General features: G+C 36.0%; 14 protein-coding genes. 13 read left to right on the top strand and 1 reads right to left on the bottom strand.

The window, feature by feature from the left end:
- Positions 1 to 57: 57 nt before the first annotated feature.
- From QVB70_RS16360 to QVB70_RS16310, 11 genes are all read left to right on the top strand, one after another.
- Positions 58 to 1,143, top strand: a complete 1,086-nt coding sequence (locus tag QVB70_RS16360; protein ID WP_287588480.1) for a V-type ATPase subunit — start codon at positions 58 to 60, stop codon at positions 1,141 to 1,143.
- Between the two features lie 22 nt (positions 1,144 to 1,165).
- Positions 1,166 to 1,480, top strand: coding sequence for an ATP synthase subunit C (locus QVB70_RS16355; RefSeq protein WP_287588478.1), 315 nt, complete (start codon positions 1,166 to 1,168; stop codon positions 1,478 to 1,480).
- 104 nt (positions 1,481 to 1,584) lie between these two features.
- Positions 1,585 to 1,905, top strand: a complete 321-nt coding sequence (locus tag QVB70_RS16350; protein ID WP_287588476.1) for a hypothetical protein — start codon at positions 1,585 to 1,587, stop codon at positions 1,903 to 1,905.
- A 237-nt stretch (positions 1,906 to 2,142) separates the two neighbouring features.
- A complete protein-coding gene (locus tag QVB70_RS16345) occupies positions 2,143 to 2,400 on the top strand; it encodes a hypothetical protein (protein WP_287588474.1) in 258 nt (85 codons plus the stop codon).
- A complete protein-coding gene (locus tag QVB70_RS16340; protein ID WP_287588472.1) occupies positions 2,381 to 3,784 on the top strand; it encodes a CoB--CoM heterodisulfide reductase iron-sulfur subunit A family protein in 1,404 nt (467 codons plus the stop codon). Before QVB70_RS16345 ends, QVB70_RS16340 begins: the two co-directional genes overlap by 20 nt.
- Positions 3,785 to 3,786: 2 nt before the next feature.
- Positions 3,787 to 4,002, top strand: coding sequence for a hypothetical protein (locus QVB70_RS16335; RefSeq protein ID WP_287588470.1), 216 nt, complete (start codon positions 3,787 to 3,789; stop codon positions 4,000 to 4,002).
- Positions 4,003 to 4,110: 108 nt separating this feature from the next.
- Positions 4,111 to 6,543: a leucine-rich repeat protein gene (locus QVB70_RS16330; protein WP_287588468.1), complete on the top strand. Its 2,433-nt coding sequence runs from the start codon at positions 4,111 to 4,113 to the stop codon at positions 6,541 to 6,543.
- A gap of 248 nt (positions 6,544 to 6,791) precedes the next feature.
- Positions 6,792 to 7,544, top strand: a complete 753-nt coding sequence (locus tag QVB70_RS16325; protein ID WP_287588466.1) for a sulfite exporter TauE/SafE family protein — start codon at positions 6,792 to 6,794, stop codon at positions 7,542 to 7,544.
- 223 nt (positions 7,545 to 7,767) lie between these two features.
- On the top strand, positions 7,768 to 10,041 hold the full coding sequence (locus QVB70_RS16320) for a hypothetical protein (protein WP_287588464.1): 2,274 nt from the start codon (positions 7,768 to 7,770) through the stop codon (positions 10,039 to 10,041).
- A 424-nt stretch (positions 10,042 to 10,465) separates the two neighbouring features.
- Complete coding sequence (locus tag QVB70_RS16315) at positions 10,466 to 13,753, top strand: hypothetical protein (RefSeq protein ID WP_287588462.1); 3,288 nt, start codon at positions 10,466 to 10,468, stop codon at positions 13,751 to 13,753.
- A gap of 66 nt (positions 13,754 to 13,819) precedes the next feature.
- Entirely contained in the window at positions 13,820 to 14,416 is a 597-nt protein-coding gene (locus QVB70_RS16310) for a Rab family GTPase (protein WP_287588460.1), read from the top strand.
- An 82-nt stretch (positions 14,417 to 14,498) separates the two neighbouring features.
- Here QVB70_RS16310 and QVB70_RS16305 read toward each other — a convergent pair whose 3' ends face one another.
- The gene (locus tag QVB70_RS16305; protein WP_287588458.1) at positions 14,499 to 15,221 is read right to left on the bottom strand and encodes a hypothetical protein; all 723 of its coding nucleotides are present in this window, start codon (positions 15,219 to 15,221) and stop codon (positions 14,499 to 14,501) included.
- 750 nt (positions 15,222 to 15,971) lie between these two features.
- On the opposite strand from QVB70_RS16305, the gene QVB70_RS16300 reads away from it, so the two are divergent.
- Together QVB70_RS16300 and QVB70_RS16295 are read left to right on the top strand one after the other, a co-directional pair.
- Positions 15,972 to 16,943, top strand: a complete 972-nt coding sequence (locus QVB70_RS16300; protein WP_287588456.1) for a hypothetical protein — start codon at positions 15,972 to 15,974, stop codon at positions 16,941 to 16,943.
- Between the two features lie 112 nt (positions 16,944 to 17,055).
- The coding region (locus tag QVB70_RS16295; RefSeq protein WP_287588454.1) for a hypothetical protein at positions 17,056 to 17,286 on the top strand (231 nt) is incomplete at its 3' end.

Raw genomic sequence — 17,286 nt, 5'->3', positions numbered from 1 at the left:
AGTTTAATACACAAGCCGGTTTATCATTATAGTTTAATACAAAAACTGGGGATTCTAATGTCGCTCTGGACATACGGTTACCTCAATGCGAGGCTTAGAGGTCTCCTAAGTTTTATGACCAGAGCGGACACCATTCATAATTTGCTACAAGCGGCTACAGTTAACGAATTAATAGATATTATTAATTTAACTTCTTATAAAAAATATTTTGAAGCCTTGGATGAGATTTCAATCGATCAAATTGAAATAGCATTAAAAACACACTTTTCTGATATATGTAATTCGCTTCATAGGGGTTTAAGGGGGAAGCTTGCCTATACCTTTAATGCTATATTGGCAAAGTTTAATAGTTCGAATTTAAAAACAATCTTGAGAGGTATACACGCCGACCTTGATAGAGATGACATTCTTAAATATATTTTCCCTATTAAAGGCTCATTTCCAAGAATAGCATCAAATGGATGCTTTTCGGAAAGTTTTACTCCACTTGCTAAAGAAAATACAATTAAAGATGCTCTAGAAAACATTAGAAACCCCGAACTAAGAAATAAACTTTTAGAAGCATATTCTGAATATCAGGCCTCAGATAATCTGCTTTTTTTAGAATTATCTATTGATAATTTTGTATACAGCCAACTTTGGAAAACTGTATGCAAGTGGAAGTCTAATAAGTTATTCAGAATTAATCCAAAATTTCATATTAAGAATTTAGTGGGAGAAGAAATTGATTTAATGAATATTTTAGTAATTTTACGATGTATTTCGCAAGGTATCGACCCACAACAATTTATTATTCCAATTTATTATAGGATCTGCAAAATTGTTCCTATTATCTTAAAACAAGATAGTATAGATAAGGTTTCACAGATTTTTTCACAATGCCCATTTTATGAGTACCTTTTTGCGGATTTTGCAGATAAAGAGCTTTTTGAAGTGATTTCAACGTTAGAAGTCACTTTACCAAGGCATCATGTGCGTTTGTGCAGGGATTGCTTTAATGAGCATCCCTATAATGTTGCTTTACTCTATTGTTTTCTTATCGTGAAATTTTATGAGATTTACGATCTTAGGTTAGTTCTTGCTGGCAAATTAGAAGAAATGAGTCCTACGAAAATTCAAAATCATTTGATACTCTATACTTAAAGAAGAGGAGGTGAACTGAAATATGAAAAAATCTAAATTCGTGATCCTTTCGTTTCTTTCAGTCTTTTTGCTAATTCAGCGTGCCGTTGCTGAGAATGAAATCATCCATACAATTCCTGAAAACGGACTCATTGCTATAGGTGTTGGAGTTCTTCTCGGTCTGGCTGGTCTTGGGGCCGCCTTAGGTATGGGTATGGCTAGTTCTGCAGCGTGTGGAGCGATTGCTGAAAAACCAGAAATATACGGAAGAACCATGCTCTTTATTGTTTTCATTGAGGCCATTGCAATTTATGCCTTTGTTATTGCACTAATGATGGCAACTACAATAATAGGCTAAAAACAATATTTCCAACAAACTAATAGTCAGTTTAAAGGTTTTTTGATGCGTTAACTGAATAATTTTTTCCATAATGATTTGAATTTAACCTATGGGGTGATATCGTGAGAGAAAACTCAATCAATACTATTAAAGAAAAAATAGAATGTTTCAAAAACCTTAGCTTAGCAATTACTGTCCCGAGTTTTGTGATAATAGGTCTTGTAGTAGATTACTACTATGGGATAATGTGCAACTATATATTGTGCGGCACTGGTGTGCTCTCTGGTACATTAGTCGGGATATTCCTTACCTTTATAGAAGTAATTGCTTGGTATAATCATCCTAATACATCTCCCAGAAAAATTCCAGCACATAGGCTCTCAAAACTCATTAAAGATAGCACTTGGGTTAATCAACCGGTTAAGACACAAGAAATAAACTAGAACTATAATCTCATCAAAGAAATTCAAGTTCACAGCAAAACATGTTATTTAATTCTACCTGAAATGGAGATGATGTCTCTAATGTGTTTAAGTAAAATACATTCATACAGTATTTTTTTCATAATTACTGCTAAGTTGCCAACACGAAAGGAATTCAGGGAATTTTGTATACCAATCGAGCTTTAATCATTAAAAGATATTGTGTTTTTACCGGAATGTTCCTGATTCGATAATAAAATGAAAGAAAGAGGAGGTGGAAAAAAAATACTGGTCGAAATTCCTAAACTGAAGTATTTAAAGACTTTCATAATTTCAGAAAATAAAATCTTACGTTTTCTTCAGAAGGATGAAAAATACTACATTGAAATAATCGGGAAGGGATATATAGTTCAATATTTAGCAGGTAAAACTCTAATAATGGCAGAAAAACGCTATAAAGATGTTATCAAAAAGATAAATGCAGGATGGAGTTCTCTTGAACCATTTTGGTTTTAGACATAATAAAAGAATAGGTTTATCAAAGGTTCTTGTGTGTGGAGGAGGAATAGCTGGAATTATCGCTTCGCTTCGTGTGGCAGAGTATGGAGTGGAATGTTATCTAGTTGAAAAAGAGGCGAGTATAGGCGGCCACATGATCCAATACCCAAAAGTTTTTCCAACTCTTGATTGTTCGCAATGTATCTTAACTCCTAAGCTAGGAGATATTCACGATGCAGAAAATATTCAACTTTTAACCTTATCAGAAATAGAGGACATCTCTGGAACACCTGGAAATTGGAAAGTAAAGATAAGACAAAAGCCGCGGTTTGTTGATATTCAAAAATGTATTGGCTGCGGAGAGTGCTTTAACGTATGTCCTATTGAAGTGCCTAGTGAATTTAACCAAGGACTAGGGACAAGAAAAGCAATATACCGACCGTTTCTTCAGGCAGTTCCCAACGTTGCGGTGATCGACGCAAACGCATGTACCGATTGTGGACTTTGTGAAACAGTATGTCCTTCGAATGCAATAATTAGAGATGATGAAGAAAAAACTATAGAAATAGATATCGCTGCAATAATCCTAACAACGGGTTTTGATCTTTATGATCCAAGAATTTTGGGTAGATATCTTTATGGAAAAAATCCAAACGTCCTTACATCTCTCCAAATGGAGCGAATGCTGGATATAACAGGGCCCACAGGCAGCCGAGTTATTCGACCAAGTGATGGGAAAGATGTTAAGAAAGTCGCCTATGTGCTTTGTTGTGGATCAAGGAATGCTGAAGCAGGAGCAAATAAGGACGAGGGTGTTCCATATTGTTCTACTGTATGTTGTCTCTATGCTCTGAAACAAGCTATACTCCTCAGAAAGTTCGAGATTGAGATTTGGCTTTATTACCTTGATATTCGAGCACCAGGGACTCGATATGAAGATTTTTATCACCATGCACAGGAATTAGGAGTGAATTTCATCAAAGGCAGAGTTTCTGAAATTATGCCGACACTAAATGGCGATAAACTCCTAGTTCGAGCAGAAGATTTGCACATTAACTGCATAATAGAAAATGAAGTTGATCTTGCGGTTTTATGTCCACCAGTCTTACCAAGCGAAGGTACGGAGGAGTTGGCACAGAAATTGAAGGTTCCACTAAACGAGTATAAATTCATTTTAGAGAGCCATCCGAAATTGGATCCACTTGCAACAAAACGAGAAGGAATTTTCGCAGCAGGTATGGCTACTGGACCAAAAGATATACAAACTACAGTTTCCGAAGCAGAAGGAGCCGCAATAAAAGCCATTAATTTTGTACGCGCAAAAGCTATAATAGCTGAGAAAGAAAAAGCCGCAATACATGTTAACCATCTTATAAAAGCAAAAAAGGAGAGCGTCGTATAAAAATGGGTTATTGGGGTTTTTTTGGAAAAGGAAAATTAAAGACATCAAAAAAACCATCCAAAAAACTTGTGAGACTTGCAACCACCGTCTATGAGACGGCTTTGTGCGCAAAACGTGACACATTAGAAGGATCTCAAATGGACGACTGCTCTTGGCTTAGTTATCTAATTGAAAGGGGTCTAGAAAAAATCGAACATTGGAAGGAACTCTGGAAATAAGTAAGCATTTAATGAAGGTTATCCTCTTTAGAGGATAAGAGGAAAGAATAAACAAAGAGGAGAACACCTCTTTAAGTCATTAATCACGAAAAGAATGAGGAATGCCATATGGCAAATGATTTTGTGACGCTTAGAGGCGAAAAGTATTTTGTAAAAAAAAGCGAACTTGACCTTCGCGATAAAGAAATTGTTGATCTCACCAAGATCAAGGGATTAAAGCATCTCACTAACCTAAAAAAACTAGATCTTAGCCAGAATCAGATTAAAGAGATCAAAGGGTTGGAACACCTTACAAATCTCCAAGAATTATATCTTGGTAGTAATCAGATAAGAGAGATTAGTGGATTGAAGACACTCTCTCAATTAAAACTACTGTGGCTTAATTATAATAAAATAAAAGAGATCAAGGGATTGGAATTTCTTAAGCGTCTACGAATGCTATATCTTTGTTGTAATCAGATAAGAGAGATTAAAGGATTGGAGCATCTTAGAAATCTTCAAAGACTCTCACTTTGGGCAAATAAAATAGATGAGATCGAAGGACTGGAGTATCTTGTCAACTTAAAAGTACTGGATCTTAGTCGTAACCTGATAAAAGAGATCAAGGGATTGGAGCATCTCGAAAATATCCAGGAAATAGACCTTGATGGTAATCCGATAAGAAACGATGAACTACCTTTACTGAAAAAGAGTGCGCAGGAAGTCGTAAGATACTGCCAAGATAAAAAATGTGACAAAATAGATTTGCCATTTGTGACAGTTAAAGGAAGAAAGTATTCTGTCATATACGGCAACTTAAACCTTAGGAAGATAGGGCTAGCTGATATTACGGAAATCAGGGGGTTGAAGGCTCTCACTGACCTAAAGGTACTAGATCTTAGCCGTAATGATATAAAAGGACTTAGAGGGTTAGAAGCACTCGCTCAACTAGAAATACTAGATCTCAGTAGTAATCAGTTAGAATTGATCACAGGATTGGAAGATCTAACTAATTTACAGAAATTAGTCCTTCGTAATAATCAGATAGAAGAGATTAAAGGACTGGAGCATCTCTCGCAACTCCAAGAACTATATCTTAATGGAAATCAAATAAAGGAAATAAAACGATTGGGTGACCTTACCTGCCTACAAATATTGGATCTTAGTAATAATCAGATAGAAGAGATTAAAGGACTGGAGCATCTCTCTAACCTTCAAGCATTATATATCGGAAAAAATCAAATAAAAGAGATCAAAGGATTGGAGTTACTTTCTAACCTCGAAGTACTGGATCTAAGTCGAAATCAGATAGAAGAAATCAGGGGGTTGGAAAATCTCTCCAACCTAGTAATAGTGGAACTTGGAGGCAATCCAATAGGCAATGCCGAACGTGTATACGCTTTTGGGATGTCCCCATGGGAGATTGTGGAGTATTGCCAAGTAAAAGCAGGTCAAGTTGAAGCAGAAGAAGCATTTGTGACAGTTAGGGGGGAAAAGCACTATGTCAAGCATGGTACACTAGACCTTCATGCCAAAGGAATTACTGATACCGCCGAAATCAGAGGATTAGAACAACTTACGAATCTCCAAAACTTGGGTCTTGGTGGTAATCAGATCAAAGAAATTAGAGGATTGGAAACCCTCAAAACCCTAAAAAGACTGGCATTATGGTCCAATCAGATAGATGAAATCAAGGGTTTGGATTTCCTTACTGAGTTAGAAGTACTAGATCTCAGCCGTAATAAAATAAAAGAGATTAAGGGTTTGGAAACGCTCATTAACCTAAAGACGCTAGACATCAGGAATAATCAGATAGGAGAGATCAAAGGACTGGAGCCTTTAACTAATTTGAAAGTATTATTTCTTTTTAATAATCGGATAGAAGAGGTTAAAGGATTGGAACATTTCATTAATCTAAAACATTTAAACCTTTTTCTCAATCCGATAAAATTTGGCGAGAGACCTATATTAGATAAAAACGCTCAAGAAATTGTAAAATACTGTCAAGATAAAAAAGAGGACAAATTAGAATTTGTAAAGGTCAAAGAGGAAAAATATTATGTCATATATAGTACACTAGACCTTCACGGCATAGGTCTCACTGGTATCGACGAGATCGAGGGTTTGGAGCAACTGGATCATATTAAAAATCTAAATCTTTGTTGTAATCAAATAACAGAGATTAAGGGATTAGATCACCTCTTCAACCTAGAAGCATTATATCTTGATCATAACCTGATTGAAGAGATTAAAGGCTTATATACACTCTCTAATCTTCGAAGTTTATCCCTTAGTGGCAACCAAATAAAAGAAATTGAGGGATTGGGGAAACTCACGAATCTCACAACGTTATATCTCGATCGTAATCAGATAGAAGAACTCAAGGGATTGGAACACCTCGAAAATTTGCAAAAGTTGCATCTATTTGGTAACCCTATACTAGACCGCGATGTGATGGAGTTATTAACGCATAAAGATGCAGAGTTTGACGCGCAGGAACTTGTAAAATATTGCCAAGAAAAAGAAAGCGTGGCTAAAATAATCGGAGCTGATTCTAATTGATTGTTTACGTCTTCATATTGTCAATATAAACGCCTTATCACTCTTAGGTGTCTCTACGCATAATTATACAAAGTAGAGTTTTAAACGGCGATCATTTTTTTTAAATTGTCTAAAATAGTTTGAATAATAAAAGAGCGGTCTATTTCAGTCTTTAAAAAATTGTTTAAGTTATTCAACCAAAACCCTTAAATAATTAAATATAATTAGCCAACTCATTAAATATAATTATTATTTCTCAGTGATAAAGAATGGAGCCTTTATATTTCTTCATATTTCTTACAACTATCGCATTTTTATGCGAATATGTAGATTCCTCTTTAGGCATGGGTTATGGGACAACACTTACACCTCTCCTTCTATTTATGGATTTTGAGCCATTGCATATTGTTCCAGCTGTTCTCTTATCAGAATTTGCAACAGGTTTTACTGCAGGGTTTTTACACAACAAGTTAGGGAATTGTGACTTTAAAAAGAACTCAGAAGATTCACAAGTAACATTAGTTCTCGCTTCATGTAGTATTGCGGGTACGATAATCGCCGTCATGCTTGCATTGACTCTCTCTAAACTCTTTGTGAGTATGTATATTGGAATATTAGTGCTTTCAATGGGTCTCTTGATTATTGCAAACATTTCTTGGATTTTTTCGTGGAAAAAAATTGTGGGGATTGGTGTTCTTGCAGCCTTTAACAAAGGAATAAGTGGCGGAGGATATGGGCCACTGGTTACAGGTGGACAAGTTATCTCTGGACGAAATTGTAAAAATTCGATAGGTAGCACTTCTGTCGCAGAAGGTCTAGTTTGCTTAGTTGGTATCCTTCTTTATGCCTTTACTATTTCAATAAATTTTGTTCTCGCAATACCTCTATTGATAGGCGCCCTTTTCTCTACTCCTGTTGCCTCAATTACAGTGAAAAAAATTAATGTAGAAAAATTAAAACGCGTTATTGGCATTGTAGTAGTAACTCTTGGTATTTTCACTTTATTAAAAGTTCTTCTCTAAATTGGATTTGAGATCTTAGTTTGCTAATTTAAGAACTAGAAAGTCGTAACATAAACCAGTAGTTCACTTCTAGGTACGTTATTTTTGAATTTCGAAAAGAAAAAAGATACTAAATTCCTGGGCTGGTTAACAGTTATTGATTTTATATACAAAATAGACAACTATAGACAGTTCTTTCACGGGCAAGGGTTTCCACAGTGGCACGTGAGAGGCGTGGTGTCTCTTGACACTCTTATATAGATCAATAATAACTTCGGAGGAATCAATAACATCGATTTCAAGAAACCCGGTATCCTTGAAGTATGAATCCAGAACTTCTAAGGATACATTAAACGAATGGGATACTCTAGGCGCTTTTCAATACGAATCATCTCCGGGCTGGAATGTATACCCCCTTAATAAAAGTCGCCATCTTTTGGGAACTGGACAAGATACTTTTACGATACGATACCGTGATACACAACCAGATGGAAATCCTCCTACTATTCTTATTGACGTTGTTGAAGTGAGGACATTTTCTGATCCCGCCTCTTATGACTTAGATCTGTATTACGTCTTCAAATGGGCTGAAACTGGGAATGAAAAGAATATAAGCATTTATGATGTGAGGTACGGAAATCAAGATATAGAATTGTGTATTAAAGATTTTGATGGTAATCAATGGGTGTCTATGCCGCCTAATGCTACTTCTATTGAGGCTGCTTATACAAATCATACATATATTATTAATACTAACCTCGGAAGTTATATTAGCGGGACTAACGAAATTTGGATAAGATATAATGAGATAGATAGTTCAAGCTCAGCATCATTAAACGTAGACTACTTAGGAGTGAATATTCATTGTGTTACAGGAATAAACCAACAAGCAGATATTGTATACGATTTTGAGGATTTCCCGGGCGATAGGATAGCAGTCACGCAAATCAGGGTTCATGATTCTTCATTCGTAAATGATTCATCCGCGAACATTGAAGTACAACTTTTTGACTATGCAAATTATCAGTGGGTTTCCTGTTTTAATATAAATGAAACCATCGAAACCTCTCATACAGCCACTTTTTCCTCATTCCCTAGTAATTTCATCAGCAGTAACCCTGGAAATATTCAAATTCGTTACGTATTCAATGGTAATATGCCTGTCATCGTGAATGTGGATTATTTACAAGTTGATATTACTTCCACAAGCCAGAATGGGGGAGGTGGAGGAGGAGGCATAGATGGTGGTGATGACAGTGGTGACAGTGGAAGTGGAGGGAATGGAGGAGGAACAAGCCAACAAACTCTTATCTCGTCTATCGTTTATCCCGAAGAAATAGAAAAATACTGCGACGCTGAGGTTGACGTGATTCTAACCGACGAGGAAGGTTCTTTTGTAAGCAATGCAAATGTTACGCTTACCATTGAAAACATCACAGAACCTCTTTCTATGATTGAAAAAGATGATTATTACACGATTCTAATTGATACTGACAATCTTGACACTGGAAATTACAACTTTACAGTTTATGCAATAAGATCTGGATATAAAGATTTTATCTCATCCGCATTTCCATTTAGAATTATTGTTTCTTATCCGTTTTTAACTGCGATTGAGCAGCATTCATATTTCTTACTATTGATGGTAAATCAAACCTCTTTGTTTTTAGATCCGACATTCTATATTATACCTTCTCTAATTTTGTTTGGAATAACACTTCAAGTCACGACTTTTGCGCAAATCAACCCGAAGAAACTTCATTCAATTTATATATTTACATCTGGAGGCCATGGCATTTATTACAGATCCTTCGGCAGAGAAGGAGTTGATAGTCAATTAATGAGTGCTGCGCTATCGGGAATTGTAAATCTTGTCATGGAAGCAACTCAAAGCGAAAAGCCAACTCACACAATAGATCAAAAAACCTTTGATATCTTTCTAGAATATGGACGCGTTCTTACGGTAGCTCTCTTTGTTGAAAAAGGAACTTTGAATAAAAGAAAAATACGAAATGCAGAAAAAAGATTGGTAGAATCGATTGAAATGAAGTATGAGAACATTCTCATGAACTGGAATGGTGATTTAAGTTTCTTTTATGAGTTGGATCAACTTGTGTTTGATACCTTTGACTTTAGAGTGACAAAAGACTTGACGAAACTGATATTTGATGCCGCAAAGGTGCAAGAAAGTATTGTAGAATTATACGCGAGCCAGGAGAAGTATCAAATTTGTGGTGCTGCCTTATGGAAAGCCTACGACTTACACGCTAAAATCAACAGTCCGCGCAAGCGCTTTGTCTTAGAGAGTTGGCAGGCACTTGAGAAGGCATTTCTCGTAGATCATATTCCGCCTAAAACTGAGTTACAGCATAAGTTATTAAATCTATTTTTTGCCATACTGGATTTGGTAAAAACTCCTTGGCTGCTTAAAATTCTTTTTAAAATTCGGGGTTTGATATATCCTGAGGTTTCAAAGGAGCTATATTACTTCATCCCTCCAGAAAAGATATTGAAATAAACAGATAAAGGCATATAAGAAGGTTTTAGTTCAGTTATTTGGAAAGAAGTAAATTTAGGTATTCAATACAAATGCGTTTAAAGATTTCTTTTAGACATAAAAGTAGTAAAATCGCATTTTACAATTTTTTAATTTCATCTACAATATCTAGTTGTGTTGATTTGCGGAGAGTTTTACTATAACGCTAAAATATAGTATCTATTTATTGACATATAGAAGAATTGCTTAAAAGTGCGCGCACCCAATTAAAACCTATATCTTGAAAATGAAATAATTACACCAAAATTGATTTTAGGCAGTTTTTCGTGGTATTTACTAAATAACCTAAAAATTTAAAAAATATGTTGTGCACTCGGCATTACTTCATAATCCTTTCATTTAATCTTAAAAAGCAGAATCGGAGTCTAGTAAGAGGGATAATACGTTGAAGTCGTTCCGTAGGATATGTCTCATAGCAACTGTTCTAGTTGTTTTATTTTTACTGATAGGACTCCCTAATAATGCTGCTAATTATTCATCTGATACTACTCGTACACTTACAATGCAACCTAACGTTTCGCTAGATCAAACTGCTGACAGTTATGGTCAAGGAGAACTCTCTACTTTTCAAACATCGCCAGATCATCTAAAAGTGCAAAGTAGCCAATTAACCGTTGGGATACAATCTGGTACTACGAGTGTAACTCTCTTTGATTATGACGACGAATATCAGCTGATTGACTCTCAATATATTAATACAGAGACAGCAACAGGCAAAACATTTACACAAGGTTCAGATGGCGGCGAAGATGAATCAGAGACAATCACGTATGATGGTAATTACGATTATAATTACCCTCTAGTATCCACTACTTTACAGGAAGTTCTTTACGAAACAAATGTAACTGGTACGACCACAGGGGTTACTGGCGCAACACTCGATGCTGCTGATGCTTCATTTGAAACGCTAAATGAAGACACTACTTATGGTTCAATACCAACAGAAATTGGTGAGCTTCATACAACTGAAGATCAAATAATATATTACACTTGGTTTGATGATGGAGATGTCCTTGGTGTAAAACCAGGTAAGAGAATGCACATAACTTCATGGGACACAACAACTATTTCTGGAACAATTACATCTGTCGAGCTTTATGTGAAGTATAGTGTAGAATCAGGTTGTAGCAATTCTAATTATATTGAATATAATTCAACTACCTTCGATTGGAAAAGTACAGGTATGAAACCGGTGGATGGACAAGTCAATTTTGTAAATTCATCAACTTTAGTGGGTATCGATACTATTAATAAACTTCAGAACATAAATGTTAGGTTCTTGAATAACGATTCAGGCAGCAAAGAATATATAAATTTTGAGAAAATTTGGATAGTCGTAACGGTTTCATCTCCAGTATACAGATTAAATGTAATGCAAGAAATTACTGGAGTTTCCCCCACAGCAGGCACGAATAAAATATGTATTTATGGCAAAAGAGGTGGTACTGAAAATATTACTGTACAAGTCTATAATACGGATGCACAATGGGAAACTATTACACAAATCAATTCTGCCTCAGCAGGTTGGTATAATACCACGATAAATTCTTCAACACAAATCATAGATGACAGTTATATCTTCATACGCTATTTAGATACAGTGTCAGCTTCGGATTTTGCTCAAGATAGTGCTGAAATTGATGCTGCCTTATTTGAATCGACTGGAGCGGCGCTAGATCTTTATTATACTTTTTCATGGGCGGGTGATGAAGCTTTAGCGGATGTAGCAAATATTAGTGTGTATGATGTAAGTAAAGGCGACCAAGATATGAGAGCGTATATCCGGGACTTTCAAAATGGTCTGTGGATTTTATTAAACTTTGATATAGATTCTACGGTTTCAAACCATAGCGACATTATAAGCACTAATCCTGAGTATTATCTTGAGGATGGTACTGGTGCGATTTGGGTTCGCTATGTACAAACATCTAGCGGCAGTACAGCAACTTTGGATGTAGATTATCTAGAAGTAAATGTTCATAGTTCATCTACTACAGGTGCTGCTCCTCTTGGTGACTGGGAAATTGATATGGTCTATAATATTCAAGATTTTACAGGTGATAGGTCATCAGTCACTCAAATTACTGTTGTTGATTACTCAAATGTAACTAACCTTGGAGATATTGTAGAAGCGAAGATATATGATTACACAAATACTCGATGGGTTACCTGCTTTTTAATTGGGGAAGACAATGAAACACAACATAGTGAAACTTTTTCCTCATCAGCAAGTAATTATATCAGTAGTAATCCTGGAGATATTCAAATTCGTTATATACTCAGCAGCGGTAGTAGCCTCAGTTACAGTTTGAATTATTTAGAAGTGATAGTTGAAACCGGCGATGATGGAGGCGGTGGTGATGGCAGTAACGGTGGCGGCGGTGGTGGAGGCGGAGACAGTGGTGGAACCACAATCATAAGGACACTAAGTGCACAAATCACCTATAATGAGGAAACAGAAAAATATGTCCCAGCTGAAATCGATGTGACTTTAGCCGATGACGAAGGAACATTTGTAAGCAACGCAAGTGTTACTCTCACATTCGGTAACGAAATAGAGTCTTATGAGTTGGAAGAAAAAGAGGGACAATACAGACTACTCCTTGAAACAGATACGCTCGACACAGGTAATTATACTTTTACAATTTCGGCTAAAAAAACAGGATTTAGAGACTTTCTCTCCTCAGCGTTTCCGTTTAATATCGTAGTGAAATATCCCTTTGCAACTGCTGTCCAATATCCTGATTATTGGCCAGAATATAGATCACAAGCAATAGAGAACCCCCTTTCTGTACTGATAGACCCCTCGCTCTATGTTCTTCCTGCCATCGCTTCAATTCTAATTACCCTTCAGGTCACAACGTTTGCAGCAATCGATCCACGAAAACTTCGTTCAATTTATATATTTACAAATGAGGGTCAAGGTCTCCATTACAGAACCTTTTTCGAAGAAAAAGGAGGCGTCGATAGCCAATTAATGAGTGCCGCGCTGTCTGGAATTGTAAGTCTCGTAATGGAAGCCACCCGTAGTGAGAAACCCCTGCGGACAATCGATATAGAAACCTTTGAAATTTTCTTGGAATATGGGCAATATGTTACTATAGCCACTTTTGTTGGCAAACGAATCTTTTACAAAAGGAAAATACGCAGAGGGCAAAAACAATTGATAGATAATATTGAAAGAAGGTATTCTCACGTTCTTTCGAACTGGGATGGTGACCTTAGTCACTTTTATGAGATGAATCAACTTGTTTTTGATGCCTTCGACTTTAAATTAACAAAAGACTTATCAAAGTTGGTCGAAGGAGCGGCAAAAGTTCAATTAGACCTAGTATCTTTATATTCGATGCAAGAGAAGTTTCACATGAGCGGAAGGGCCTTATGGAAAGCATATGACTTATATTCCAAAATTGAACACCCTCAAGCTGGATTTATCTTACAACAATGGAAAGCCCTTGAAAAGGCCTACTTTACGGATCATTTTGGTTCGACCAGTGTGTTACGAACCAAACTCTTATCAAAATTCTTTGGGATTCTGGATTTCATAAGAACTGCAAGTATACTGAAAATACTTTTCAGACTACGGAATATCCTGTATCCAGAGATTTCAAAGGAGCTGTACTACTTTATTCCTCCAGAACAACTGACGGAAAGAACAGATGAAGGTATTTGAATTATTGTCTATGAGTAAGAAATAATATAAAATAATTAAAAATCTCAGTATATGGAATGGAATTCAATGTCGGAATTCATCTTTAAAGTTGTTGCAATCGGTGATGGTGGTGTTGGAAAGACAAGCATTGCCATGCGATACGCTTACGATAAGTTCGACCCGAAATATAAAGCAACTATTGGAGTTTCATATGCTGTGAAAAAACTTTTTCATGGAGATACGAAGATAACATTGAGCATCTTAGATACAGGCGGACAGGAAATGTTTGATTATATACGCCCCTTTTATTACAAAGGTTCCAGTGGAGCCCTCATTGTTTACGATATTACGAGAAAAAAGAGTTTTAATAATCTCGATCGATGGTTTGATAACCTGTATTCACAGTGCAGAGAGATACCTGTCATCCTCGTTGGCAATAAAACCGATTTGATCGATGAACGTGTTATTTCTACAGAAGAGGGATCGAATTACGCCATGCAAAAAGGTGTCATCTTTTATGAAACCTCAGCAAAAACTGGAGACAAAGTTGTCGATGTTATGAATGAACTCGCCAAAGTGATTCTTCAGAAGAAAGAGAAAGTTAAAGTATTAGCGGAAAAACCGAGAAAAACCCCTAGAGATAAAACTCGTATTCCCGGCTTTATGCGACGGTTGTTTAAATAAGCGAATTTTAATTAACGACTTCTTGTATAATACTCGCGAGATTTCTTCTTTGATTTTCATCTATGAAATCCTCGATGCACTCTCAAAAGAAATAGCATTCCTTTGCTGCTAACATAGATTCTAAAGTTATATCATAAACCTCAATAAACTGGCTACATGTGTCTAGATTTGGATCGAAAACAGGATTGAGTTCAATTATTATGTATTGAGCTAGATTTCTTCTATCTAAATTTATCAGTTTTCTTTGGTTTACTTCTAAGATGGGAAGGTGCTGTGGAAATCGATACACTCCTGAATCTATACCGTTCATAAGAATGTTGTACTTGTCTTTATGGCGTCCTCCAAGATAGGTTCTAGCTTTATCGAGACCTGAAGTACTTTCAAATGTCTTTTCTGCAAAGTACCCCATTAATTGTGAGGGGCTTTGGAAATCATTTTCTTCTTCTTCTTGTTCATCAGATATTGCCATAGGATCTATAACAATCGGATTAATCGTATCAAGGAGTGGTATAGGTTTGTCAGGACGTAATTCAGTCGAATCAAAGATCACTCCAGAAAGTGTTTTGACTTTTCGTATACCTCTTGAAGTGTATCCATATAATACTGAAGGTCCTATAAGACAAGATCGCATAAATGTTTCTTCTTCTTGTTCATGGGTAGTAATGAAATTCCAAATTTGTTTAGAGGTTGCCAATATATGTCCTTTAAAATCTACCGATCCCATAGCAATCTGATACTGTGGGATATAAAGGTCAAGTAGCCAGAATAAAGTCGGATCTTCGCTGGTTTCTTTGATTTTTATCACTAAGACACCTCAAATACGTCGCTACCATTAATGTTGGTAGGAATTGAGGGAAATAATTTTTAAATACGTTTTCTGAGATAAATGTAAGTGGTCTCCATTATTCAAAGGGTTAAATTGCGAATTAGAAGATTATTAGTGCTGGGATGCGGCAGATACTTTGCTAACTTATGATTTTGAAATGTTAATGAATTTAAAGATACTATTTCCAAGATGCGCGCGTTTTCTTAATATTATATCAGTTGTTTGTAGCATATATGCGTTTGTGTAGATATTCGTTAAAATATTCTTTATGTTGTTCTATAAATATTCTCGTAAAACTCTCCACACAACTAGTAAAAAACTCGTACTACGATAAGAAGAAAAAGAAATGGATTATAAGTTACTATTATATTCAATTACTCAATTCTATTTATAGGATATAAGATACTACTCATTCAAGTTATTAAATTGTTATATTCACCGACATCTCACATCTATGATTTGATACATCTTGATTTGCAGATATCTTGATATATTTTTGATTATCTAATGAAAAACTGATATATCGCTTCAGGAACACTTATACTGTGCAAATAATGATTATGGTCTCATTGTTTTCCGGCCAATATCAAATTATTTTGTTTCGTAGCATTTTCTATTCTTTTAATCTCCTTTTCTGCAACTATTCGAAAAAATTCGAAGCCATGTTCGAGAAATCTAGAACTAAAAGGATAAATATTTAGTTGTGTTGAAGTATGTCAGGTGATAAAAATGAAAATACCGAAAATTGGAAAACGACAAGCACTAAAAGTCATATGTTCAGTGGCATTTCTATTCTTTCTATCACTAGGATCTATATCTACAGTGTATGCACAAGATGGTGTTCAAGCTCGTCTTGAGACACATGGACCAGTGACTGTTTCAACGGAAGATATCACCGTACGAGTGAATCCTGGACCTGTACCGCATTTCTGGTATTGGTCTACTGATGGAAGCCAAGATGACGCGTATCATGTGAAGTTCCAGCATCTAATAGAATACAGCGATGACAATGGTGACGAAATGTTTGCTTCAACTGAAACAGAATTAGGTGGTGCTTCATTCTCATTAAGTAGTGGAAAATGGGAATTTAGTGGACTTACAACGGAAGATGGAGATTCTCTAGAATCTGGTGATACTGCAGACTCTGTAAAATTCAGTTTTACTTTGGTTGGACCAATACGTGGCAAGAAAAATGGAAATAATGGACAACAAGGTAATTTAAGTACAACTAAAATCGCGTCAGAGAATTTAGTGGTCGTTTTAACTTGTCATATTAGTGCTGATGAAGGTAACAAGATGAAGATTGATGTTTACATCGAAAATTGGAACTTTGTAAGTGAAGATAACAGGTTAGCGGTACGCACTGATTTTACAACAGATAACGGCACACATACGATAGAAGAAGGTAACGATGGTTATCAGATCGGCGATGCCTTCTTTGCCTACGAAGACTCGGCAACAGCAGATGGACAATCAGTGACTGTAACAGCTAATGCTGAAGAACTAGAGCAGGCAACAGGTCTAAAGGTATGGTTCAATTACCCCTCGTTTACTGATACTTTAGATCACGATCCAACTATTGGAATTGGTGATTTGTCAGCAGAAACTGGTGGACTTGGAGGCTTTTGCTTAGGTACGATAGCGATCATAGTCATTCCGTTTGCTGCTCTCTTTGCAGTTGCAGTTAGAAGACGCCATTAGAACAACTACAACAATTATCATCATCATAACCCTCTTTTATTTTTTTATTAAAAGTCATATGGAAAATCTTGTAGAAAAAAATAAATTATTTTAAGACTACTAGGTGACACAAATGGAACTCTTTAAGCTTGGAAGACTAAGCGTGCGAAAATTGATACTTTCAATAATAATAATTTGCTTTCTGGCACTAGGGCCAATTTCTTCAGTATATGGACAGAATGGTGTTCAAGCCCGTGTCGAAACTAGTGGACCAGCTATTGTGGCAACAGATGAACTTACCGTACAAGTGAATCCTGGACCTGTGCCGCATTTCTGGTATTGGTCTACTGATGGAAGCCAAGAT

This window comes from Candidatus Borrarchaeum sp. (assembly GCF_019058535.1).
In the GTDB taxonomy this organism is placed as follows: domain Archaea; phylum Asgardarchaeota; class Sifarchaeia; order Borrarchaeales; family Borrarchaeaceae; genus Borrarchaeum; species Borrarchaeum weybense.
Note: the sequence above shows the minus strand (reverse complement) of the source record. Positions and strands in the feature narration are given on the sequence as shown.